This window comes from Enterobacter sp. UCD-UG_FMILLET (assembly GCF_000762975.1).
Lineage (GTDB): Bacteria > Pseudomonadota > Gammaproteobacteria > Enterobacterales > Enterobacteriaceae > Enterobacter > Enterobacter dykesii.
The window spans coordinates 1-22,804 of sequence record NZ_JRJC01000045.1 but is presented as its reverse complement, the minus strand read 5'-3'; the positions used below and the strand labels follow the sequence as shown (position 1 = coordinate 22,804).

The 22,804-nt window shown below is 50.9% G+C and carries 19 protein-coding genes, 1 rRNA gene and 1 pseudogene; 12 read left to right on the top strand and 9 right to left on the bottom strand.

What is annotated here, in order from left to right:
* Positions 1 to 359: 359 nt before the first annotated feature.
* From LA04_RS20745 to LA04_RS20735, 4 genes are all read left to right on the top strand, one after another.
* Positions 360 to 1,136, top strand: coding sequence for a hypothetical protein (locus tag LA04_RS20745; protein ID WP_047652979.1), 777 nt, complete (start codon positions 360 to 362; stop codon positions 1,134 to 1,136).
* A gap of 2 nt (positions 1,137 to 1,138) precedes the next feature.
* Entirely contained in the window at positions 1,139 to 1,423 is a 285-nt protein-coding gene (locus tag LA04_RS24580) for a hypothetical protein (RefSeq protein ID WP_023309759.1), read from the top strand.
* Between the two features lie 68 nt (positions 1,424 to 1,491).
* Positions 1,492 to 2,766 carry an HlyD family secretion protein gene (locus LA04_RS20740; RefSeq protein ID WP_047652978.1) on the top strand — a complete coding sequence of 425 codons (1,275 nt, stop codon included), beginning with the start codon at positions 1,492 to 1,494 and terminating at the stop codon, positions 2,764 to 2,766.
* On the top strand, positions 2,759 to 4,876 hold the full coding sequence (locus LA04_RS20735; protein WP_047653057.1) for a peptidase domain-containing ABC transporter: 2,118 nt from the start codon (positions 2,759 to 2,761) through the stop codon (positions 4,874 to 4,876). Before LA04_RS20740 ends, LA04_RS20735 begins: the two co-directional genes overlap by 8 nt.
* 139 nt (positions 4,877 to 5,015) lie before the next feature.
* Here LA04_RS20735 and typA read toward each other — a convergent pair whose 3' ends face one another.
* On the bottom strand, positions 5,016 to 6,839 hold the full coding sequence (gene typA / locus LA04_RS20730; protein ID WP_047624623.1) for a ribosome-dependent GTPase TypA: 1,824 nt from the start codon (positions 6,837 to 6,839) through the stop codon (positions 5,016 to 5,018).
* A 378-nt stretch (positions 6,840 to 7,217) separates the two neighbouring features.
* Between typA and glnA the strand changes: the two genes are divergently transcribed.
* The 4 genes from glnA (at position 7,218) to LA04_RS24575 (ending at position 11,494) form a co-directional block, all read left to right on the top strand.
* The gene (gene glnA, locus LA04_RS20725) at positions 7,218 to 8,627 is read left to right on the top strand and encodes a glutamate--ammonia ligase (protein WP_023309763.1); all 1,410 of its coding nucleotides are present in this window, start codon (positions 7,218 to 7,220) and stop codon (positions 8,625 to 8,627) included.
* A gap of 171 nt (positions 8,628 to 8,798) precedes the next feature.
* On the top strand, positions 8,799 to 9,848 hold the full coding sequence (glnL, locus tag LA04_RS20720) for a nitrogen regulation protein NR(II) (RefSeq protein ID WP_047652977.1): 1,050 nt from the start codon (positions 8,799 to 8,801) through the stop codon (positions 9,846 to 9,848).
* An 11-nt stretch (positions 9,849 to 9,859) separates the two neighbouring features.
* Positions 9,860 to 11,272, top strand: a complete 1,413-nt coding sequence (gene glnG / locus LA04_RS20715; RefSeq protein WP_023309765.1) for a nitrogen regulation protein NR(I) — start codon at positions 9,860 to 9,862, stop codon at positions 11,270 to 11,272.
* 111 nt (positions 11,273 to 11,383) lie between these two features.
* Positions 11,384 to 11,494: a YshB family small membrane protein gene (locus LA04_RS24575; protein ID WP_023333898.1), complete on the top strand. Its 111-nt coding sequence runs from the start codon at positions 11,384 to 11,386 to the stop codon at positions 11,492 to 11,494.
* 72 nt (positions 11,495 to 11,566) lie between these two features.
* Here LA04_RS24575 and hemN read toward each other — a convergent pair whose 3' ends face one another.
* Both hemN and yihI read right to left on the bottom strand, forming a co-directional pair.
* The gene (gene hemN / locus LA04_RS20705; protein WP_047652976.1) at positions 11,567 to 12,940 is read right to left on the bottom strand and encodes an oxygen-independent coproporphyrinogen III oxidase; all 1,374 of its coding nucleotides are present in this window, start codon (positions 12,938 to 12,940) and stop codon (positions 11,567 to 11,569) included.
* Positions 12,941 to 13,128: 188 nt separating this feature from the next.
* Positions 13,129 to 13,644, bottom strand: a complete 516-nt coding sequence (gene yihI, locus LA04_RS20700) for a Der GTPase-activating protein YihI (RefSeq protein ID WP_032644299.1) — start codon at positions 13,642 to 13,644, stop codon at positions 13,129 to 13,131.
* Between the two features lie 577 nt (positions 13,645 to 14,221).
* Between yihI and yihA the strand changes: the two genes are divergently transcribed.
* Positions 14,222 to 14,851, top strand: coding sequence for a ribosome biogenesis GTP-binding protein YihA/YsxC (gene yihA, locus LA04_RS20695; protein WP_029741470.1), 630 nt, complete (start codon positions 14,222 to 14,224; stop codon positions 14,849 to 14,851).
* 96 nt (positions 14,852 to 14,947) lie between these two features.
* Here the strand turns inward: yihA and LA04_RS25360 are convergent, their stop codons facing one another.
* Both LA04_RS25360 and polA read right to left on the bottom strand, forming a co-directional pair.
* On the bottom strand, positions 14,948 to 14,995 hold the full coding sequence (locus LA04_RS25360) for a spot 42 RNA, inhibition of DNA synthesis (protein ID WP_071892919.1): 48 nt from the start codon (positions 14,993 to 14,995) through the stop codon (positions 14,948 to 14,950).
* A gap of 166 nt (positions 14,996 to 15,161) precedes the next feature.
* Entirely contained in the window at positions 15,162 to 17,954 is a 2,793-nt protein-coding gene (polA, locus tag LA04_RS20690; RefSeq protein ID WP_047652975.1) for a DNA polymerase I, read from the bottom strand.
* A gap of 440 nt (positions 17,955 to 18,394) precedes the next feature.
* Between polA and LA04_RS20685 the strand changes: the two genes are divergently transcribed.
* Positions 18,395 to 19,303, top strand: a complete 909-nt coding sequence (locus LA04_RS20685) for an acyltransferase (RefSeq protein ID WP_047652974.1) — start codon at positions 18,395 to 18,397, stop codon at positions 19,301 to 19,303.
* Positions 19,304 to 19,326: 23 nt separating this feature from the next.
* Here LA04_RS20685 and dsbA read toward each other — a convergent pair.
* The 3 genes and pseudogenes from dsbA to LA04_RS20670 form a co-directional block, all read right to left on the bottom strand.
* Positions 19,327 to 19,951, bottom strand: a pseudogene (gene dsbA, locus LA04_RS20680) (thiol:disulfide interchange protein DsbA).
* Positions 19,952 to 19,978: 27 nt separating this feature from the next.
* Positions 19,979 to 20,965, bottom strand: coding sequence for a serine/threonine protein kinase (locus LA04_RS20675; RefSeq protein ID WP_047652973.1), 987 nt, complete (start codon positions 20,963 to 20,965; stop codon positions 19,979 to 19,981).
* A gap of 75 nt (positions 20,966 to 21,040) precedes the next feature.
* Entirely contained in the window at positions 21,041 to 21,310 is a 270-nt protein-coding gene (locus tag LA04_RS20670; protein WP_008501866.1) for a YihD family protein, read from the bottom strand.
* A 68-nt stretch (positions 21,311 to 21,378) separates the two neighbouring features.
* Between LA04_RS20670 and mobA the strand changes: the two genes are divergently transcribed.
* Both mobA and mobB read left to right on the top strand, forming a co-directional pair.
* Entirely contained in the window at positions 21,379 to 21,963 is a 585-nt protein-coding gene (mobA, locus tag LA04_RS20665; protein WP_047652972.1) for a molybdenum cofactor guanylyltransferase MobA, read from the top strand.
* On the top strand, positions 21,960 to 22,463 hold the full coding sequence (mobB, locus tag LA04_RS20660) for a molybdopterin-guanine dinucleotide biosynthesis protein MobB (RefSeq protein WP_047652971.1): 504 nt from the start codon (positions 21,960 to 21,962) through the stop codon (positions 22,461 to 22,463). Before mobA ends, mobB begins: the two co-directional genes overlap by 4 nt.
* Before the next feature lie 99 nt (positions 22,464 to 22,562).
* Here mobB and rrf read toward each other — a convergent pair.
* A 5S ribosomal RNA gene (gene rrf / locus LA04_RS20655) occupies positions 22,563 to 22,678 on the bottom strand.
* Positions 22,679 to 22,804: the final 126 nt, after the last annotated feature.

Below are 22,804 nucleotides of genomic sequence, written 5' to 3'. Positions count from 1 at the left end.
AAAGTTTGGCTATGCACGAGAATCAGCTTAGAGGGAGCAGTATGAAGAACAAAAATTTAGCCAGGAAGATGATATTGGCTTTCGGGCGATAGGCAGGGATAAGTTTTATTTAAGTTCGACTTTGCGAAGATATAGGTTTTAGTTCATTCTGCAAAAAACTATCGAAAAACGCTTCCGTATAATTTTTCCTCATCACCATATTCCCCCATTTTTGCCATGGCAATCCCATTTCGCGCGGCTTTGCTCGAAATCGCAACAAGTTTACTTTACTTAAATTTACATTTTGATACAAATACTCTATTTATCTTCTTTTTTATAATGATAATTTTACATTACTTTACACATGGAGCTGCACTTTCGTGAAGATTAAAAAGGGATACGTCCTTAGTGCCGTTTTAATAGCTTTACTCTGCGCTTTCGCTATGTATTCATACAATGCCTACCGATTTAAAAAAGCCAGCAGAGATATTTTATATCAACTCTCTAGCCAACTGATTGTGAAGCAAGGGCTTGAACCAAAACTTTCAACCCACCTCGTTTTTGATACGTTATATATCGACGGTAACATATCCAAAGATGATGACAAAATCATTGTGGGGCTTATCAGAAAAAACCTTATCCCTGTCAGAACGATATCGATAAACAGTGGTGGCGGCGATGTCGAAACTGCAATCAAAATAGCACAAGTTATTCATGATAAAGAAATTAACATTGAGGTGAGGCGATTATGCCTTTCTTCGTGTGCTAACTATCTTTTCCCAGCGGCAAAAAATAAAATCATCAACTATGGTTCCATTATTGGCTTCCATGGGTCGCCTAATTCTGATGACAATAAGTTAACAACTACGGTTAACGGAGAAATCAATACAGACACAACAATAACAGATCGCATTTTCTCAGAATTAAGAAAAACGGATAAAGCATTCTACAAAGATATAAATGTGTCATGGATGATGCCACTTTGCGGGCAAAAAGAAAATATTGGTGATCCAGACACAGGTCTGTCGACGTACAGCGAAAAGGATTTTACGCGTTTTGGCGTAAAAAACATTTCATTCACGGATGGTGAAATGGTATGGAAAAAGTCTATGGATATTATGGGTATACCTTTTGCTCACTATTGCAAGGAACATTAATAATGCGTGAACTCAATGAAAGCGAATTAAGTAACGTCAGCGGTGCAGGAATGTGGGGTTCTATCGGTAGTGCGATTGGTGGGATGTTCGGTGGTGGTAGTGCTGGTTGTAATGGCAGCTATTCTCACACCAGCACCACTAACAAAGATGGTTCTCACTCTGAAAGCACATCCTTTAGCGGCGGTTGCTCGGTTAACGTTGGTGGTAAAAGCGGTGGTTCATCAAAAGGTAATGGTGGTTCGAAAAGTGGCGGTGGCCGCCAGGGTAATGATCACGGTAGACATTAATTCCTGAATCATTATAACTCATAGCCGCTGATATTTAGCGGCTATTTCCACCTTGCAAGAGGCCAGATATGTTTCGCAAGGAAGCTATTGAACATCAAAGAACCCGGTGGGAAGGGAGAGCCGTTCTTCTGCCGGGCATCCCTTTTGCTTTTATCATATTGCTCAGCTTTTTTTTTATTGCTTCCATTTCTATTTTTATTACCAAAGGTTCCTATACCCGACGCGTAATCGTTCACGGTGAGATAACCACTTTTCCAGGCTCAGTGAATATCTCGGCATCAATGCAGGGTACAGTCGTGCAGAGTTTTGTTAATGAAGGCGATCGCGTAAAAAAAGGTGACGCTCTCTTTCTCATTCATTCGGGTGTATCGACGCAATCAGGCCTGGTTGATGAGAATAAAAAAAAGGAGATCGCGCTACAGATAAATAGTATCAGTGTAATGATGGCAAATTTGAACTCTTCGAAAAAACGTACGCTCAACGCGCTGACCACTCAAAAAGATCATTATCAGTCCAGTTTTAATACCTCATCTGGGTTACTAGTGCAGGCTGAGCGGGAACTGCATCAGATTGAGAAAAACGTTAACGATTACCGTCGTTATCAGGAAAAAGGTCTGGTCACCAAAGACCAGATGAGTAGCCAAAACGCACTACTCTATCAACAGCAGAGCAATGTGTCTGACCTGGTCGCCAGAAAATCACAGGACCAGGTTCAGATCGATGCGCTCAATCAGCAAATCCAGTCCCAGAGCGCTGATTATGACCACCAGATTTACCAGCTTGAGCAACAGATATACGAATTGCAAAAAGAAAAGTTAAATGCAGAAGCGGAAGGTAATTATGTCATCGAGGCAACAGCCGATGGCTTAATCGACTCCATCAATACGGCGCAAGGTAAGATGATCGGCGCAGGCGATGTACTGGCGCGAGTTCAACAGAATATACATTCACCATGCTATCTCGAAACCTGGGTTCCGGATGAAGTTCTTCCTTATCTGGCGATTGGCCAGCGCGTTAATGTCAGTTACGACGCCTTTCCTTATGAAAAATTTGGTCAGTTCAGGGCATCAATATCAGCAATATCCAGGCTTCCGGCATCGAAGCCAGAACTCCTGTCAAAGCAGACCATCGCACATGAATTCTATGACGATAAAAAGTCCTGGTACAAAATCATGATCAAACCTGACCTACAGTCTGTGCAAGTTCATGGAAAACAACTCTCACTGAGCCAGGGAGCCAAAGCGCAGATTTCTCTTTTCCTTGAAAAGAGACATATCTATGAGTGGTTATTATCGCCCTTTTACGAAATGAAAATGAGCGTAACGGATGCGGGTAATGAATAATCTTTATACACTTGAGACGCTGCTGCGCAAGTTGGATCTGAGGATATTTAAACGCATCCCAGTTGTCTTTCAAACTGAAGCGTCCGAATGTGGCCTGGCCTGTCTTTCAATGATATGCAGTTTTTATGGCAAGCAGGTCGATCTACTGCAACTCCGGCAACAATTTAATTTGTCATCACGTGGGGTCAACCTCCATGCGATAAAAGCAATTGCCAGTCAACTGGAGATGTCGTCACGCGCATTGTCCGTGGACCTTCAGGAATTACATGATGTACGCAAGCCCTGCATATTGCATTGGGATTTTAACCATTTTGTCGTACTGATTAAGGTCGATAAGAACGGCGCGGTGATCCACGACCCTGCGTTTGGACGACGGGTGATTAGCATGCCCGAATTGTCCCAACATTTTACTGGTGTTGTGCTTGAGGTATGGCCGGGAACCACTTTCTCAGTTCAAAAAAAGCAAAACAGATTAAAAGCCACCACGTTATTAAAGAATATCAATGGACTGATAACATCACTGACGAAGATATTTTTCTTATCGCTGGTGATTGAGTTGATCAGCCTGCTGTTGCCTGTGGGGACACAATTAGTCACGGATAATGTCATTGCATCCGGAGATTACGGTTTACTTAATATCATCTGTCTTGGGCTATTTATTCTGATTTTGTTACGTTTGACGGTCAGTGTCATACGCTCCTGGACCACGCTGATACTGGGAACACTCATCGACGTCCAGTGGAGTTTTAGCCTCTTTTCTCACCTTATTAAGCTACCGACCACTTATTTTGAAAGACGCAAACTGGGGGATATTCAGTCTCGTTTCCACTCGCTTGATGTGATACGGGCCACTTTTACCACAGGTTTAACTGGTAGCATTATTGATACGCTAATGCTCATGGGTTTGCTGGTAATGATGTTTTTATACAACCTGCAGCTCAGCATGATAGTGGTCTCTTTTACCTCAATATACACCTTCATACGGTTTGCTACCTATCGATACTATCGCCAGTTATCCGAAGAAGAGTTAATCAAGGAAGCACGTCTTAATTCTTATTTTATGGAAACCCTGTACGGTATCGCGACGATTAAGATTCAGGGGATGACTGACCTGAGAATCGATAACTGGTTTAATCTTTTTTCAGATAAGGTCAATACCGGCATTCGTTTGACGCGAATGGATCTCTTCTTTGGTGGTGTCGTCTCTTTTATCGCCGCCTGCGACCAAATTGTTATCCTGTGGGTTAGCGGCAGGCTGATGATGGATAGTCATTTAACCATCGGTATGTTTATCGCGTTTAACACCTTCAGAAGTCAGTTCTATGACCGAATAAATGCCCTGATCAACTTTATCATTCATCTGAAGATCATCAATTTACATAATGAACGCGTTGCCGATATTGCGCTGCAGGAAGCATCTTCTTCTAAGTCCACCAGCCCGCTGCGTTTACCACACGGAGCCTTAACGCTCGAAACTCAGGATCTGGCCTACCGTTATGATAACCATGCGGACCCTATCTTCAGCAAACTGAATCTGACCATTCATGCCGGGGAGAGTATTGCTATTACGGGCGTATCGGGTGCAGGTAAAAGCACCTTGATGAAAGTGTTGTGCGGTTTATTCGAACCGTCGAACGGCTGCGTCCGAATTAATGGCATTGATATTAAGCAACTTGGTTTTGAACATTATGCTGAACGCATTGCCTGTATCATGCAGGAAGATAAGCTGTTTTCAGGCTCTATCAAAGAGAATATCGCCGGTTTTCGGCCTGACATTGACGAGCAGTGGATGGTGCAATGCGCCATCGCAAGCCATATTCATAATGACATTTTAAAACTACCAATGGGTTACGAGACACTGATTGGTGAACTTGGGGAGGGGTTGTCCGGCGGTCAAAAACAGCGGATTTATATTGCCAGGGCATTATACCGCAAACCGGGTATTTTATTCATGGACGAGGCGACCAGCCACCTTGATAAAACCAGTGAGAGTCAGGTCAATCAGTCTATACAGGCGATGAACATCACAAGGATTATTATCGCGCATCGCGAAACCACGATTTCATCGGCAGATCGGGTGTTCGTGATAAATGGAGCAGAGTTACCCTAATCCGTGAATTTCGCAGGAAAGAGATAGCTTCCGGACATAATGCCCCAGGTAATGAAGAATTCTGGCGATAATCGAATAAAAAAGCCGCTGATCGCTCAGCGGCTTTTTACATACAGGACAGCGTTAACGCTAACCTGTATTACTCTTCTTTCGCACCGCGCATAGCACGTTTACGATCGTTCTCGGTCAGGTGACGTTTACGGATACGAATTGACTGCGGAGTCACTTCTACCAGTTCGTCATCATCGATGAATTCCAGAGCCTGCTCCAGAGTCATCTTGATCGGTGGAACCAGAACCGTTGCTTCGTCAGTACCGGACGCACGCATGTTGGTCAGTTTCTTACCGGTCAGGCAGTTTACGGTCAGGTCGTTAGAACGACTGTGAATACCGATGATCTGGCCTTCGTAAACTTCAGCACCGTGACCCAGGAACAGCTTACCGCGATCCTGCAGACCGAACAGCGCAAACGCAACCGCTTTACCCTGACCGTTGGAGATCAGCACGCCGTTGTTACGCTGGCCCACTTCGCCCGGACGCACGTCGTCGTAGTGGCTGAAGGTGGAGTACAGCAGACCGGTACCGGAAGTCATGGTCATGAATTCTGAACGGAAACCGATCAGACCACGGCTTGGGATCACGTAGTCGAGACGTACGCGGCCTTTGCCATCTGGATTCATGTTTTTCAGGTCGCCTTTACGCTCACCCAGAGCCTGCATCACAGAACCCTGATGCTGCTCTTCAACGTCCAGCGTTACGTTTTCGAACGGCTCTTGTTTACGGCCGTCGATCTCGCGGAAGATTACTTTCGGACGGGAAACCGCCATTTCGAAACCTTCACGACGCATGTTCTCAATCAGAACAGACAGGTGCAGCTCACCACGACCAGAAACGCGGAATGCATCAGCATCTTCGGTTTCTTCAACGCGCAGCGCAACGTTGTGCACCAGCTCTTTGTTCAGGCGGTCAAGGATCTGACGAGAGGTAACGAACTTACCTTCTTTACCACAGAACGGAGAGGTGTTGACGTTGAAGAACATGGATACGGTTGGTTCATCAACGGACAGGGCTGGCAGCGCTTCGACGTTCTGCGGATCGCAGATGGTGTCGGAGATGTTCAGTTCACCCAGACCGGTGATAGCGATGATGTCGCCCGCTTCAGCGATGTCGCTCTCGATACGCTCAAGACCCAGGTGAGTCAGTACTTTACCGACTTTACCGTTACGGGTTTTGCCTTCGCTATCGATGATAGTAACCTGCTGGTTAGGCTTCACTTTACCGCGCTTGATACGACCAATGCCGATTACGCCAACGTAGTTGTTGTAGTCGAGCTGAGAGATCTGCATCTGCAGGGTGCCGTCGAGATCGACGTTTGGTGCAGGAACACGGTCAACAATCGCCTGATACAGCGGGGTCATGTCTTCAGCCATGTCTTCGTGGTCCAGACCTGCGATACCGTTCAGCGCAGAGGCGTAAACGATAGGGAAGTCCAGCTGCTCGTCGGTCGCGTCGAGGTTAACGAACAGGTCGAAGACCTGGTCAACAACCCAGTCAGGACGCGCGCCAGGGCGGTCAACTTTGTTGATAACAACGATTGGCTTCAGACCATGGGCAAAAGCTTTTTTGGTCACGAAGCGCGTCTGTGGCATTGGGCCATCCATTGCGTCAACGACCAGCAGAACGGAGTCTACCATGGACATTACACGTTCAACTTCACCACCGAAGTCGGCGTGCCCTGGGGTATCAACGATGTTGATACGGTAGTCATTCCATTTAATCGCGGTGTTTTTCGCGAGGATGGTAATCCCACGCTCTTTCTCCAAATCGTTGGAGTCCATCACGCGTTCTTGGGTTTCGGCACGCGCATCAAACGTACCGGATTGCTGCAGCAGCTTGTCGACCAGGGTAGTTTTACCATGGTCAACGTGCGCGATGATGGCGATGTTACGCAAATTTTCGATCACAACTTTGCCTCAGGCATTTAGAAATAGCGCGTTATTGTACACGGATTAATCGCACTACAAAACAGGATCACAAACATCCCCCGCAAACAAGTATTGCAGAGATGCTTTGTGATCGCTTTCACGGAGCGGTAAAAGGGCACTTTAACGTAAATTGCACCAATATAGTGCTCAATGTTCACATTGAAGCACTATACTGGTGCAACAAATCCATTGTGGTGCAGCCCTTTTGCACTATGGTGCGCATGATAACGCCTTTTTAGGGTGATTTAAAAGTTGGCACAGATTTCGCTTTATAAAAAATACATGGCACCAGCCAGTACAAACAGAAATTGAAGACCTCGTTACCACGACGACAATGACCAATCTGGAGAGTTAAGTATGTCCGCTGAACACGTTTTGACGATGCTGAACGAACATGAAGTGAAGTTTGTTGATCTGCGCTTCACCGATACCAAAGGTAAAGAACAGCACGTCACAATCCCTGCTCATCAGGTGAACGCCGAATTCTTTGAAGAAGGCAAAATGTTTGACGGCTCCTCCATTGGTGGCTGGAAAGGCATTAACGAATCCGACATGGTTCTGATGCCAGACGCGACCACTGCGGTCATTGATCCGTTCTTCGAAGAACCAACCCTGATCATCCGTTGCGACATCCTCGAGCCAGGCACGCTGCAGGGCTACGACCGCGACCCACGTTCTATCGCGAAACGCGCTGAAGAGTACCTGCGTTCTACCGGCATCGCAGACACCGTTCTGTTCGGGCCAGAGCCAGAATTCTTCCTGTTCGATGACATCCGTTTCGGTGCCTCTATTTCTGGCTCCCACGTGGCTATCGACGACATCGAAGGTGCATGGAACTCCTCTACCAAATACGAAGGCGGTAACAAAGGTCACCGTCCTGGCGTGAAAGGCGGTTACTTCCCGGTTCCTCCGGTCGACTCTGCACAGGACATCCGTTCCACCATGTGTCTGGTGATGGAAGAGATGGGCCTGGTTGTTGAAGCTCACCACCACGAAGTGGCGACTGCTGGTCAGAACGAAGTGGCAACCCGCTTCAACACCATGACCAAAAAAGCGGACGAAATTCAGATCTACAAATACGTTGTGCACAACGTTGCGCACCGTTTCGGTAAAACCGCGACCTTCATGCCAAAACCAATGTTTGGCGATAACGGTTCCGGTATGCACTGCCACATGTCTCTGTCCAAGAACGGTACCAACCTGTTCTCTGGCGACAAATATGCCGGTCTGTCCGAGCAGGCGCTGTATTACATCGGTGGTGTTATCAAACACGCTAAAGCGATCAACGCCCTGGCGAACCCAACCACGAACTCCTACAAGCGTCTGGTCCCGGGCTACGAAGCGCCAGTGATGCTGGCCTACTCTGCACGTAACCGTTCTGCTTCTATCCGTATCCCGGTGGTGGCTTCTCCTAAAGCGCGTCGTATCGAAGTGCGCTTCCCGGACCCAGCGGCTAACCCATACCTGTGCTTCGCAGCACTGCTGATGGCCGGTCTGGACGGTATCAAGAACAAGATCCACCCAGGCGAAGCGATGGACAAAAACCTGTACGACCTGCCGCCAGAAGAAGCGAAAGAGATCCCACAGGTTGCTGGTTCTCTGGAAGAAGCCCTGCAGGCGCTGGACGCAGACCGCGAGTTCCTGACTGCAGGTGGCGTATTCACTGACGACGCTATCGATGCTTACATCGCCCTGCGTATGGAAGAGAACGACCGCGTGCGCATGACGCCACACCCGGTTGAGTTCGAGCTGTACTACAGCGTTTAATTAAAGTTGTTTTACCCGGCGCGATAAGCGCCGGGGGTAGTTGCCGTGGAAACTTTTAGCCCATCTCCGGATGGGCTTTTTTCTCCACCAACAACCTGATCTCACGCGCTTTTTACGCCGAAAACGCTATACTGCACTAAATTAGTGCAAACGACTCCAGGAGACTGCTGAATGGCAACTGGCACGCTGCCCGATGCTGGGCAGATCCTCAATTCTTTGATTAACAGCATTTTGCTGGTCGATGACGAGCTGGCCGTTCATTACGCCAACCCGGCCGCGCAGCAGCTGCTCGCCCAAAGCGCACGTAAACTGTTCGGCACCCCGCTTCCTGAACTCCTGAGCTATTTTTCGCTGAATATTGGCCTGATGCAGGAAAGTTTGCAGGCTGGCCAGGGGTTTACCGATAACGAAGTGACGCTGGTGATCGACGGGCGCTCGCACATTCTGTCGCTAACCGCGCAACGTCTTCCCGAAGGCCTGATCCTGCTGGAAATGGCACCGATGGATAATCAGCGTCGACTGAGCCAGGAGCAGCTTCAGCATGCGCAGCAGATTGCCGCCCGTGACCTGGTGCGCGGTCTGGCGCATGAAATCAAAAACCCGCTAGGTGGATTACGCGGCGCGGCGCAGCTTCTGACCAAAGCGCTGCCCGATCCCGCGCTGGCGGAGTATACCAACGTCATCATTGAGCAGGCGGACCGTCTGCGGAATCTGGTAGACCGTCTTCTCGGTCCGCAGCAGCCGGGAATGCACGTCACGGAAAGCATCCATAAAGTGGCTGAGCGGGTGGTGAAGCTCGTCTCAATGGAGCTGCCGGAGAACATCACGCTGGTACGTGATTACGACCCAAGCCTGCCGGAACTGGCCCATGACCCGGACCAGATTGAGCAGGTCCTGTTAAATATTGTGCGTAATGCCCTGCAGGCGCTGGGGCCTGAAGGCGGCGAGATTATTTTACGCACCCGCACCGCCTTTCAGCTCACGTTACACGGCGTGCGCTACCGGCTGGCGGCCCGAATCGACGTCGAGGATAACGGGCCCGGCATTCCATCGCATCTGCAGGACACCCTGTTCTACCCGATGGTTAGCGGTCGCGAAGGCGGAACCGGCCTGGGCTTATCCATTGCCCGCAGTTTGATCGATCAACACTCCGGGAAAATTGAATTTACCAGTTGGCCGGGACATACCGAGTTTTCGGTTTTCCTGCCGATTAAAAAATAAAGGTGACGTTTATGCAACGAGGGATAGTCTGGGTAGTCGATGACGATAGCTCCATCCGTTGGGTGCTTGAACGCGCGCTCACAGGGGCAGGATTAAGCTGCACGACGTTTGAGAGCGGCAGCGAAGTGCTCGACGCACTCACCACCAAAACGCCAGATGTTCTGCTTTCGGATATTCGTATGCCGGGCATGGACGGGCTGGCGCTGTTAAAGCAGATCAAACAACGCCACCCTATGCTTCCGGTCATCATAATGACCGCGCACTCCGATCTGGATGCCGCAGTGAGCGCCTATCAGCAAGGGGCGTTCGATTACCTGCCCAAACCCTTTGATATCGACGAAGCGGTGGCACTGGTTGAGCGCGCGATTAGCCATTATCAGGAGCAGCAACAGCCGCGCCACGCGCCCGATTTTGGGCCAACGACAGATATCATCGGTGAAGCACCGGCGATGCAGGACGTGTTTCGCATTATCGGTCGTTTGTCCCGCTCGTCCATCAGCGTATTGATTAACGGTGAGTCGGGAACCGGTAAAGAGCTTGTGGCGCATGCATTGCACCGCCACAGCCCGCGGGCAAAAGCGCCGTTCATCGCCCTGAATATGGCGGCGATCCCGAAGGATTTGATTGAGTCCGAACTGTTCGGCCATGAAAAAGGGGCATTTACCGGCGCCAATACCATTCGCCAGGGGCGGTTTGAACAGGCTGACGGCGGTACGCTGTTCCTGGATGAGATCGGCGATATGCCGCTGGATGTCCAGACACGCCTGCTACGGGTGCTGGCCGACGGGCAGTTTTATCGCGTGGGCGGCTATGCGCCGGTGAAGGTGGACGTGCGTATTATCGCCGCGACCCACCAGAACCTGGAGCAACGCGTGCAGGAAGGAAAATTCCGTGAGGATTTATTCCACCGTCTGAACGTCATCCGCGTTCATCTGCCGCCGCTGCGTGAGCGTCGGGAAGATATTCCCCGCCTGGCACGCCATTTCCTGCAGGTAGCCGCTCGTGAGCTGGGTGTGGAGGCCAAGCAGCTTCACCCGGAAACCGATGCCGCTCTGACGCGTCTGGCGTGGCCGGGCAACGTGCGTCAGCTGGAAAACACCTGCCGCTGGTTAACCGTGATGGCCGCCGGGCAGGAAGTGCTGATTCAGGACTTACCGGCCGAGCTGTTTGAAGCGACCGCGCCTGAAAGCAGTACCGGGCACGCGCTGCCGGACAGCTGGGCGACGCTGCTGGCGCAGTGGGCCGACCGCGCGCTGCGTTCCGGTCATCAAAACCTGCTGTCTGAAGCTCAGCCGGAGATGGAGCGTACGCTGTTAACTACCGCGCTTCGTCATACGCAGGGTCATAAGCAGGAAGCTGCTCGCCTTCTGGGATGGGGGCGTAATACCCTGACGCGCAAGCTTAAAGAGCTGGGAATGGAGTGATCGTACGCCGCTGTGTAAAGCTTATTAATTGAGCGCAAATTGCCGTTATTTTGCGCTTTACTGTTCCGATGAGTTTTGTATGATCGTGCCCGGAAATTGGGGGTGAACATCATGCTGGAAACAATCGTGAATATGCTCTCTAGCGGAGCCGCTGAAAGCCACACGCCACAAACAGCCGTTGCGGCTATGTTGTGCGCGGCGCTGGTTGGGCTGTTTAGCTAGCGAGTTGAACGTAAAAGCCGGGTGGCGGCTTCGCCTTACCCGGCCTACGTTTTGTGCATTTTGCAATGCGCCTTAAATCACCCGCGAGAACTGCTGCAGTCGCGCTTTCTGACGCAGATACGCGTCAAAGCACATGCAGATATTACGGATCAACAGACGCCCTTTCGGCGTGACCTCAATCGCGCTCTCCGACACATCCACCAGCCCGTCTTTCGCCAGCGGTGCAATCAGCTTCAGGTCTTCCGCAAAATAATCGCTGAAATGAAGATCCCACTGCGACTCAATGTCGCTGAAATCGAGACGGAAGTTGCAAATTAGCGCCTTAATCACATCGCGCCGGATGCAGTCGTCGCGCGTTAACGCGATGCCTCGCCACAGCGCGTTGCCCGTTTCATCAACCTGCTGGTAGTAAAGCTTCAGCTCTTTCTGGTTCTGCGCGTAGCAGTCGCCAATCATGCTGATAGCGGAGACGCCCATCCCCAGCAAATCGGTATCGCCCTGGGTTGTGTAGCCCTGGAAGTTACGGTGCAGAACGCCTTCACGCTGCGCAATCGCCAGTTCGTCATCCGGACGGGCAAAGTGATCCATCCCGATAAACTGATAGCCGGTTTCGGTCAGCGAGGTGATGGTTTCCTGCAGAATATCCAGCTTCTGCTGGGCAGAAGGAAGATCGGCATCTTTTATTTTGCGCTGGGCGGCAAAGAGCGTCGGCAGATGCGCATAGTTAAAGACGCTCAGGCGGTCCGGGTTGAGTTCGGCCACGCGCTTCAGGGTGAAGGCGAAGCTTTCCGGCGTTTGCTTTGGCAGGCCGTAAATCAGGTCAATATTGGTCGAGGTGAAGCCAATTTCACGCGCATGGTTGAGTAAGGCAAAGATAAATTCTTCATCCTGCTCGCGGTTCACCAGGCGCTGAACTTCTTTATTGAAGTCCTGCACGCCCATGCTCAGACGATTGAAGCCTTCGGCGCGTAAGTGATCCAGTACATCCAGCTCAATTTCACGCGGATCGACTTCGATCGAGATTTCAGCGTCGGCATTAAAACTGAAATTGCCGCGCAGCAGCGTCATCAGGCGGCTTATTTGCGCTTTATTTAGATAGGTTGGCGTACCGCCGCCCCAGTGAAGCTGGCTGACGTGACGGCCAGCAAACAGCGGCGCGCGATGCACAATTTCTTGTTCGAGCGCATCAAGATACTGGTCGGCTTTGTGCTGCTGACGGGTAACGATTTTATTGCAGCCGCAGAAGTAGCAGAGCTTGTGGCAGAACGGAATATGGACGTAGAGCGACAGCGAACGCTCAGGATAGCGCGCGACAGCCTGCTGGAAATCAGCCTCGCCGAAGGCATCGGAGAACTCCAGCGCGGTGGGGTATGACGTATAACGCGGCCCGGAATAGTTATATTTCTGGATTAGGGCCAAATCCCAGTCGATAGTTGGTGCTGACATGCTCACTCCTTCCGTTGGTGTCGCGTTCGTATACGGCGGCCCGTTCTGGCCCCATTGCGGGCCATCATTCGGGTGCGCAGCCACTTCTGTCGCCGCGACAACCGCCGTAGTTTAACGAATAACCACACCAGATAACATATAACCGGAAGGGTTATAAGCAGGACTATCGTGCCTGCAGGGTGCAAATGTTAGTTTCCACCCTTCAGAAGACGCATCATATCTTCCTGCTTCTCGTCTTCTTCTTCATCTTCGTCATCGTCGTATGACAGGCCCAGCTTCTGCATCAGCTCGTCGATGCGATCCAGTTTGGCATCCACCCATGACTGCTCTTCAGCGGTCAGGGTTTCCCCCTCTTCAAGACGTTCCAGCAGCGCGTCCAGGCGCTCATCGTTCTCCAGCAAATCCAGCTCAGCCTGCGGTGAAAGCATAGGTTTCTCGCTCTTTGGTTTGTGCTGCTTAGTGACCGGGGTGTCTGTCACGCCCAGTGGAATGGGAGTTTTACTGCCTATACGAGGGTCTTTCTGCTGTTTGCCTTTTGCAGAAGCACCCGCTGCACCACCACCGTTGGCACGGCTACCCGCAGCGTGACCGCGATGTTTTTTGTCGCGTTTGCGATCGCGCGCTTCCTGGTTCAGTTCTTCGCGCGTTTTGCGGCGTGCTTTTGCAGGGCGTTTCGCGCCCGCAGCGGAGGTTGGTTTTTTCATGATGTTTTATCTTTAAGTCGTTTTCTTCAGTATAGAATTGCGGCGAAATCTAGCAGAAAGCAAGCAAAGAAAAAAGGCGACAGAGCAATCTGTCGCCTTTTTTCCTGACTCACAACCCTTAGCGGGTCAGACATTCCGTGTTTGCCAACAACAAACCCTGTTTATCCCTTGGCTAATACCGTCCGTGATACGGTTCCATTTCCTTTTAAAACGCCTCCAGGCGCTGGTCATCCTGACAATCCTGCGTCTTCGCCTCCTGGCGCTCCTGACCCTAATCCTTAAGTCGATTTCCTGTTGGCTTCCTCGCCCTGACGCACACTTTACCTTGTTCCGTTAAACTAACAAGCAACGAAACGGTACAAAAAGGATTTTTCAGACAATTACCCGGAAATAAGCTTATGATTTAAAACAGTTTGGCTTTTTTTACGCCTGCGAATTCTCTGAAATCTCCCATAGCATCACTTGCCTATCTCTCACACCGGCTGGGGCATTTGCCTACACGTCATAGCAATCAGAAAAGCCTTTTGCCTGCATTCGGGTATAATCCCCTTCAGATTACGATTTTGGAGACGACCACGTGACTACCTGGAACTACCAACAGACGCATTTTGTCACCAGTGCGCCCGATATTCGCCACCTTCCTTCTGATACCGGTATTGAAGTGGCATTTGCTGGCCGCTCCAATGCGGGCAAATCCAGCGCCCTGAATACGCTGACCAATCAGAAGAGCCTGGCGCGTACCTCAAAAACACCTGGCCGTACTCAGCTGATCAACCTGTTTGAAGTCGCAGAGGGCAAACGCCTGGTCGACTTACCGGGCTACGGTTACGCGCAGGTACCGGAAGAGATGAAAATCAAGTGGCAGCGTGCGCTGGGTGAATACCTGGAAAAACGCCTGTGCCTGAAAGGTCTGGTGGTGCTGATGGATATTCGCCATCCCCTGAAAGATCTGGATCAGCAGATGATCGACTGGGCTGTAGCAAGCGATATCGCCGTGCTGGTGCTGCTGACGAAAGCCGATAAGCTGGCGAGCGGCGCGCGTAAAGCGCAGGTGAATATGGTTCGCGAAGCGGTGCTGGCGTTCAACGGTGATGTGCAGGTTGAGCCGTTCTCCTCGCTGAAAAAGCTGGGCGTGGACAAGCTGCGTCAGAAGCTCGACACCTGGTTTAGCGAGCTGGAACCCGCGACGGAAGCGGAAGAAGAGTAATACCGAGCGCGGCGATAGCCGCGTTTTTTTTGCCTGAGTTTTCTTTGCCGCAATAAAAAACGCCCCAGTCATTACTGACTGGGGCGGCTAAAATATTCAGCCAAATCCGATTACGTGAAGTAAAAGGTCTGAAAGATAGAACATCTTACCTCTGTACCCTACGCCGACAACTCTACCCCTTTTTGTGCTGCAGAAAAAGCACTTTTTGTAGTTTTTTTTCATTCTTTACATAGGGAATTCTAATGATTGTCACAAAACGCGCGTTGTTATGTTGCAAACTTACATAAAAGGCGCGTTATGCGAAGAACCGTTAGTGAGCCTGATCCCAGTTTTCGCCACTTCCCACTTCCACCAGCAACGGCACGTCGAGCGTCATGCTGCTTTCCATCAGTTCGTGGATCTTCTTCGAGACGGCGTCGAGGTCGTCTTTGTGCACTTCAAATACCAGTTCATCGTGTACCTGCATGATCATTTTCACGCGAGGCTTCTCTTTTTCCAGCCAGGCATCAACGGCGATCATTGCGCGCTTAATAATGTCCGCCGCGGTACCCTGCATCGGGGCGTTGATCGCCGCACGCTCTGCGCCAGCGCGACGCGCCGCGTTGCTGGATTTGATGTCCGGTAAGTAGAGACGGCGGCCATCCAGGGTTTCGACATAACCTTTTTCCTTCGCCTGCGCGCGGGTGCGTTCCATATATTCCAGCACGCCCGGATAACGCTCGAAGTAGAGATCCATATACTTCTGCGACTCTTTGCGCGGAATGTTGAGCTGGCGCGAAAGACCAAATGCACTCATGCCGTAAATCAGACCGAAGTTGATCGCCTTAGCGCTGCGGCGCTGTTCGTTGGTCACGCTGTCCAGCGGCAAGCCGAAGACTTCCGCCGCGGTTGCCCGGTGGATATCCTTCCCTTCGGCAAACGCGGTCAGCAGGCCTTTGTCGCGGGACAGATGCGCCATAATGCGCAGCTCAATTTGCGAGTAGTCAGCAGAGACAATTAGATAATCCTCTGGTGCGATGAAAGCCTGGCGAATACGGCGGCCTTCTTCGTTACGTACCGGGATGTTCTGAAGGTTGGGATCGGTTGACGAGAGACGACCGGTCGCCGCGACAGCCTGATGGTACGACGTGTGCACGCGACCCGTTTTCGGGTTGATCATCAGCGGAAGCTTGTCGGTGTAGGTAGACTTCAGCTTCGCGAGGCCACGGTACTGCAGAATCACTTTTGGCAGCGGGTAATCCAGCGCCAGCTCTTCCAGCACCTCTTCCGAGGTTGACGGCGCGCCGCCAGGAGTTTTCTTCAGCGGCTTGATGCCCTGCTTTTCAAACAGGATGGTCTGCAGCTGCTTCGGCGAAGAGAGGTTAAACGGCTCGCCTGCAAGTTCATGCGCTTTTTGCTCGAGCTCGGTCAGACGCTGCGCCAGCTCCCCGGAGTGGTTATGCAGCACCGTTGGGTCAATTTTCACGCCGTTGCGTTCAATGCGAGACAGCACGGGCACCAGCGGCATCTCGATATGCTGGAACACGTTCAGCGGACCTTCATGCTTCTGCAATTTTGGCCACATCTTCAGGTGCAGCTGCAGCGTGACATCTGCGTCTTCTGCCGCGTAGCGCCCCGCTTCTTCCAGAGCAATCTGGTTAAAGGTGAGCTGATTTTTCCCTTTACCGGCAATCTCTTCAAAGGTGATCGTTTTGTGCTTGAGCCAGCGGTCAGATAAGGAATCCATATCATGGCGGCCCGCGACGCTGTCCAGAATGTAGGATTCAAGCATGGTGTCGAAGGCAATCCCGCGCAGTTCAATGCCGTAGTTTTGCATAATGCCGCGGTCGTACTTGAGGTTTTGCCCAACCTTGAGCGCCTTTTCGTCTTCCAGGATCGGCTTTAGCAGCTCAAGCACGCGTTCACGGGAGATCTGCTCCGGCGCATCCAGGTAATCGTGCGCCACAGGAACGTAGGCGGCAATACCCGGCTCTGTCGCAAATGACAGACCAACCATATTGGCAGAGATGTTATCAAGACTGTCAGTTTCGGTATCAAAGGCAAAGACCGGCGCCTTTTTCAGTTTCTCGATCCAGGCGATCAGCCGTGACTCTTCAAGAATGGTTTCGTAGTTGTCGAAGGAAAGCGCCACGGCTTCTTCTTCCGCCTGCTCTTCTGCGTCAACGACGATCGTCTCCTTCGGCTTTGCAGCAGGTTTGGCCCCTTTCGCCTGCAGCCATTTACCGGCTTCCACGTCAGCGGTCCAGCGCTTGAATTCGTATTTCTTAAACAGGCTCAGCAGATCGTCAGCGGAAGGCTGTTGCACTTCAAGCTGCTCACAGCCCAGCTCCAGTTCGACATCGGTTTTGATTGTGGCCAGCTTATAGGAGAGATAAGCCACCTCTTTGTTCTCTTCCAGTTTTCCGGCCATGGTTTTTGCGCCACGGAAGGAGAGCCCGGCGATTTTATCCGATTCCGCGTAGAGCGTGTCCAGACCACCCAGCCCCTGGAGCAGCGCCTGCGCGGTTTTTTCACCGACGCCAGGGACACCCGGGATGTTATCCGAGGAATCGCCCATCAACGCGAGGAAGTCGATAATCAGCTCAGGCGGCACGCCGTACTTTGTGACCACTTCTTCTGGCCCCAGAATGGTGTTGGTCATGGTGTTAATCAGGGTGATGCCTGGCGTCACCAGCTGCGCCATATCTTTATCACCGGTGCTGATCAGCACAGGACGCCCCATCTTTTCTGCTTCACGCGCCAGCGTACCGATGACGTCATCGGCTTCAACGCCAGAGACGGCCAGCAGCGGCAGCCCCATCGCTTTTACCATGGTGTGCAGCGGCTCAATCTGCGCGCGCAGATCGTCAGGCATTGGCGGACGGTGAGATTTGTAATGCTCAAACAGCTCATCGCGAAAAGTTTTACCTTTCGCATCAAAGACCACAGCCGCATGGGTTGGCTGATACTGAAGGATCAGGCTGCGCAGCATGTTCAGCACGCCGTACATTGCGCCGGTGGGTTCCCCTGCGCTATTGGTCAGAGGAGGAAACGCATGATATGCCCGATACAGGTAAGAAGAGCCATCGACGAGAATAAGAGGGTTTTCTGGGATCTGAACCATAATGTCCGTGCCTTTAATCAATTTATGGGTAAAGGATGCCACAGAAGGATGAAAACATCAGGTATTAGCGCCAGATACAGGAAAAGATTTTGCGATCGTGAGGATCGCTCGCAAAAATCAAACTGTGGATAAGTTTGTGTATATTTTCACTTCATATGAATAACAGACGTAAAAAATACATATGCGCTAATTTTTAGATCTTAATTATCAAGCTGTTATAGCATTAGATCTTATCTATATGGTCAACTGATGGCAATTTAGTCTATGTGGATATAAGCCTTGTTAAGCGAGCAATCACAGAGAAATCGTCTGCGACAGGGTAAAAGCGGCCAAATCATCACGTCAAAGGGCCATTAATTTGTCTGTTTTCTGGTAAAATCAGCGCCCGGCGTCGCATAGCCGACCGCTAACTTACAGCTAACTACCTGAAAAAGCTCATCATGCCGAGATTGCTCGCAGCAATAACATTACTGTTAAGCATCATTTTAACTATCCTGGTGACTGTCGCCTGCTCTGTGCCGATCATTATCGCCGGGATCGTTAAACTGCTGCTGCCTGTCCCTGGGGTGTGGCGAGCCGTGTCCGCATTTTGTAATTTCATGATGTACTGCTGGTGCGAAGGACTGGCGATCCTGCTGTGCCTGAATCCGCATCTGAAGTGGGATATCAAAGGGCTGGAGAGTCTTAACAAGAAGAACTGGTATCTGCTGATCTGCAATCACCACAGCTGGGCGGACATCGTGGTGTTATGCGTACTTTTTCGCAAACACATCCCGATGAACAAATATTTTCTGAAACAGCAACTCGCCTGGGTGCCTTTTATCGGGCTGGCCTGCTGGGCACTTGATATGCCGTTTATGAAACGCTATTCGCGCAGCTATTTGATTCGTCATCCCGAGCGTCGCGGCAAAGATGTGGAGACCACGCGCCGTTCCTGCGAAAAGTTTCGCGCGCATCCTACGACCATCGTGAACTTTGTTGAAGGCTCCCGGTTTACGGAAGAGAAGCATCAACAAACTCGCTCCCCTTATCAGCATCTGCTGCCGCCAAAGGCTGCGGGTATTGCGATGGCGCTTAACGTGCTGGGAGCACAGTTCGATAAGCTCCTTAACGTCACGCTCTGCTATCCGGAAAACGATAAGACGCCGTTCTTCGATATGCTCAGCGGCAAATTGACGCGCATTGTTGTGCGTGTCGATCTGGTTCCGATAGATGCCGGGCTGCACGGTGATTACGTTAACGATAAGAATTTCAAGCGTCGTTTCCAACAGTGGCTTAATACGCTCTGGAAAGAGAAAGACGAACAGATAGACAATATTAAATCTTCATACAAAAACGCCGGTCAGTGACCGGCGTTTTTACATCAGCGAAATTACTTCTTCTCAACCAGGTATTTCACGGTATCAGCATACTGCTGTACGAAGATTATCCATGCTGCTGGTGTCCATGCCCTGCATGTTCAGCTGGTATTTGCCGTTAACAAACATCGCCGGAACGCCCTGAAGCTGGAGGTCAGCAGCCGCTTTTTCCTGCTGAGCAACCAGAGATTTCACCACAAAGCTGTTCCATGCTGCGTCATACTCTTCACCTTTCACGCCGGCATCAACGAACACTTTACGGATATCCGCAGTGGTCTGAACGGTCTGGGTTTTCTGTACGGCTTCAAACATTGGCGCAGTGATCTTATCTTCCACGCCCAGTGCCATCGCAACCGCCCACGCCTGGGTCAGGTCTTTACCCAATGGGCCCAGGAACTCGACGTGGTACTTGGTCATTTTGGTGCCTTCTGGCAGCTTTTTCTTAACGTTGTCAGACACATGCAGAACCTGCTCGAACTGATAGCAGTGTGGGCAATAGAACGAGAAGAACTCCAGAACCTGTGGCTCGCCAGCGACCGGCTTGTCCAGCGTGATGAACTGTTTTCCGTCGGTAAACTGCGCAGCAGAAGCGCTAAATGCCAGAATCATACCTGCCAGCGCCAGCCAAATTTTTTTCATGATTAACTCTCTCCTGGGTGTGTCCAATTAATACATCGGCGTTAATTGCAGAGGGGGTTCCTGAAGAACCTTAACCTGCTCAGTAAATGTAGATATCTGGCTACGCCAGTAATCCTCTCCGGTAAGCCACGGGAAATTCCGGGGAAATGCGGGATCGTCCCAACGCCTGATTAACCATGCGAGATAATAAACAAAACGCATCGCACGTAAAGGCTCAATCAGGGCAATTTCGTCTGAATTAAACGGGCTAAATTCTTCATAAGCTTCAATAATGGTTTCAAGCTGCATGCGTTGCTCGGCTTTATCACCATTGAGCAGCATCCACAGGTCCTGAACCGCTGGCCCCATACGCGCATCATCGAGATCGACAAACAGCGGGCCATCACGCCAGAGGATATTTCCGGCATGGCAATCGCCATGCAGGCGCAGGACGGAAATATCGTCGCGCCAGAAGGTTTTAACAGCAGCAATGAGCTTATCGGTGGCGTTGAGGAAATCATCCTTTAACGCAGTGGGGATCATGGCAGACGTTTCGAATATTCCGCGTGGCTCAATAAGGTATTCCTGAATCCCGATAGTCGGGCGGGCAATAAAGGCTTTTTTGCGTCCCGTCTGGTGTATGCGCCCAAGATAGCGGGCAACCCACTCCATCTGATCGATATTATCCGCTTCAAACTGGCGGCCACCCAGGCTCGGGAATACAGCGTAGTAAAACCCTTCGTGCGTGAGGAGCGTTTGGTCATTGAATTTTAGCGGTGCGGCAACGGGAACATCGTCATCCAGCAGATCGTGAGCAAACTGATGCTCTTCCTGAATTTGTTCTGCGGACCAGCGTTCAGGACGATAGAATTTTACGACGAAGCGCTGACGATCCTCATCCTGAAACTGATAGACGCGGTTTTCGTAGCTGTTTAACGGTGTTAACCCGGAATCCACCCGAATACCCTGTTCAAACAGGGCATCCATAATGGTGTCCGGGTGTAATGTCTGGAAAGTAAAAGCCTGGTCGTTCATCCGATCATCCGGAAATTATACGAATGATTCAGGATATCATCTTGTGGCGATTTCGGTGCCGCCGCTTACAAGCTTTTACTCTTTAATTACGCCTCGGGCGCGCAGTAATGCGGTCTTAAAATCTTCCTCATAATCTTTCTGAATACCAGGAATAACAGCATCTTTGGCAGAGTCACGCATTTTAAGGTGATAGATCAGGATGTCGTCAGAAAGGTCTGCCAGATCACCGTCAAAACCTGACTCTTTCGCCAGTTTCTGTAAAAATTGCATCAGATTTAGCTCTGGCTCTTTTTGCCAGGCGGGCTGGAGGAGTTCAATAACTTCATTCAGACGTTTACATTTCATGGTGGTGCTCCTTTCATTTAGAGTGACACGTTAGCAGGGTCAATCCCACAATAAAAGAGGCGATATTCGTGAATCTTAGCCAGGAAATCATTGGGGTCGTTCTGGCAGGTGGCAGAGCGACGCGAATGGGGGGAAAAGATAAGGGGCTTCAACGCCTGAACGGCAAACCCTTATGGCAATGTGTCGCTGATACGCTCGCAGGCCAGGTGTCGACAATGGTCATCAGTGCTAACCGGCATATCGACACTTACCAGCTCAGCGGGTATGCCGTTTACCAGGATATCCTTGAGGATTACCCGGGACCGCTGGCCGGGATGCTTTCGGTCATGCAACAGTCTCACGGAGAGTGGTTCATCTTCTGTCCCTGCGATACCCCGTTTATTCCGTCCTATCTTGTCGAGCGTTTGTTGCTGCTTCGCGGTACGGCTCCTGTGGTTTGGGTACATGACGGCGAGCGTGATCATCCTGCTATCGCATTGATGCATCGATCGCTAGCGCCAGCTCTGCAGTCCTATCTGGCTGCGGGAGAGCGCAGGGTGATGGCTTTTATGCGCGAGTCTGGCGGTCATCCCGTTGATTTTAGCGATTTAAAATCAGCATTTGTGAATGTGAATACGTGTGAAGATTTGCAGATGATGCAGGAGAAAAGATGATACCTGTTGTCGCCATTTCCGCCTGGAGTGGGACCGGAAAAACCACGCTGCTGAAAAAACTCATTCCTGCGCTTTGTGCCAGAGGTATCCGTCCAGGATTGATTAAGCATAGCCATCACAACATGGATATCGATACGCCAGGAAAAGACAGCTATGAGCTGCGTAAGGCCGGAGCAGCGCAAACGATGGTAGCAAGTCCTCAGCGCTGGGCGTTGATGACAGAAACGCCGGATGAGGTGCCGCTGGATCTCGCTTATCTGGTCAGCCGTATGGATCACGCCACGCTGGATCTGGTGCTGGTTGAGGGATTTAAGCATGAGGCCGTGCCTAAGATCCTACTGTTCAGAAGCGATGCCGGGCATGATTTCAGCGAATTAACGCTGGATGAGCATGTGATTGCGTTGGCCAGTGATGTTGTATTGCCGCTTGAAGTTCCGATGCTGGATTTAAATGATGTGGAAGGGATTGCGGAGTTTATAGTGGAGTGGAGTGCCATCTGACTTACCGCGGGGCGGTTTCGCCCTACCCGGCCTACAAATTTCTGAGGTGCTTAAACGCAAAAAGGCCATCCTTGCGGATGGCCTCTTCACTTAATTGATGCCTGGCAGTTCCCTACTCTCACATGGGGAGACCCCACACTACCATCGGCGCTACGGCGTTTCACTTCTGAGTTCGGCATGGGGTCAGGTGGGACCACCGCGCTAAAGCCGCCAGGCAAATTCTGTTAATCTGTATCAAAGCTGAAATTTGATTGTCTGTCTCTTCGCCAAAACACCTTCGGCGTTGTAAGGTTAAGCCTCACGGTTCATTAGTATCGGTTAGCTCAACGCATCGCTGCGCT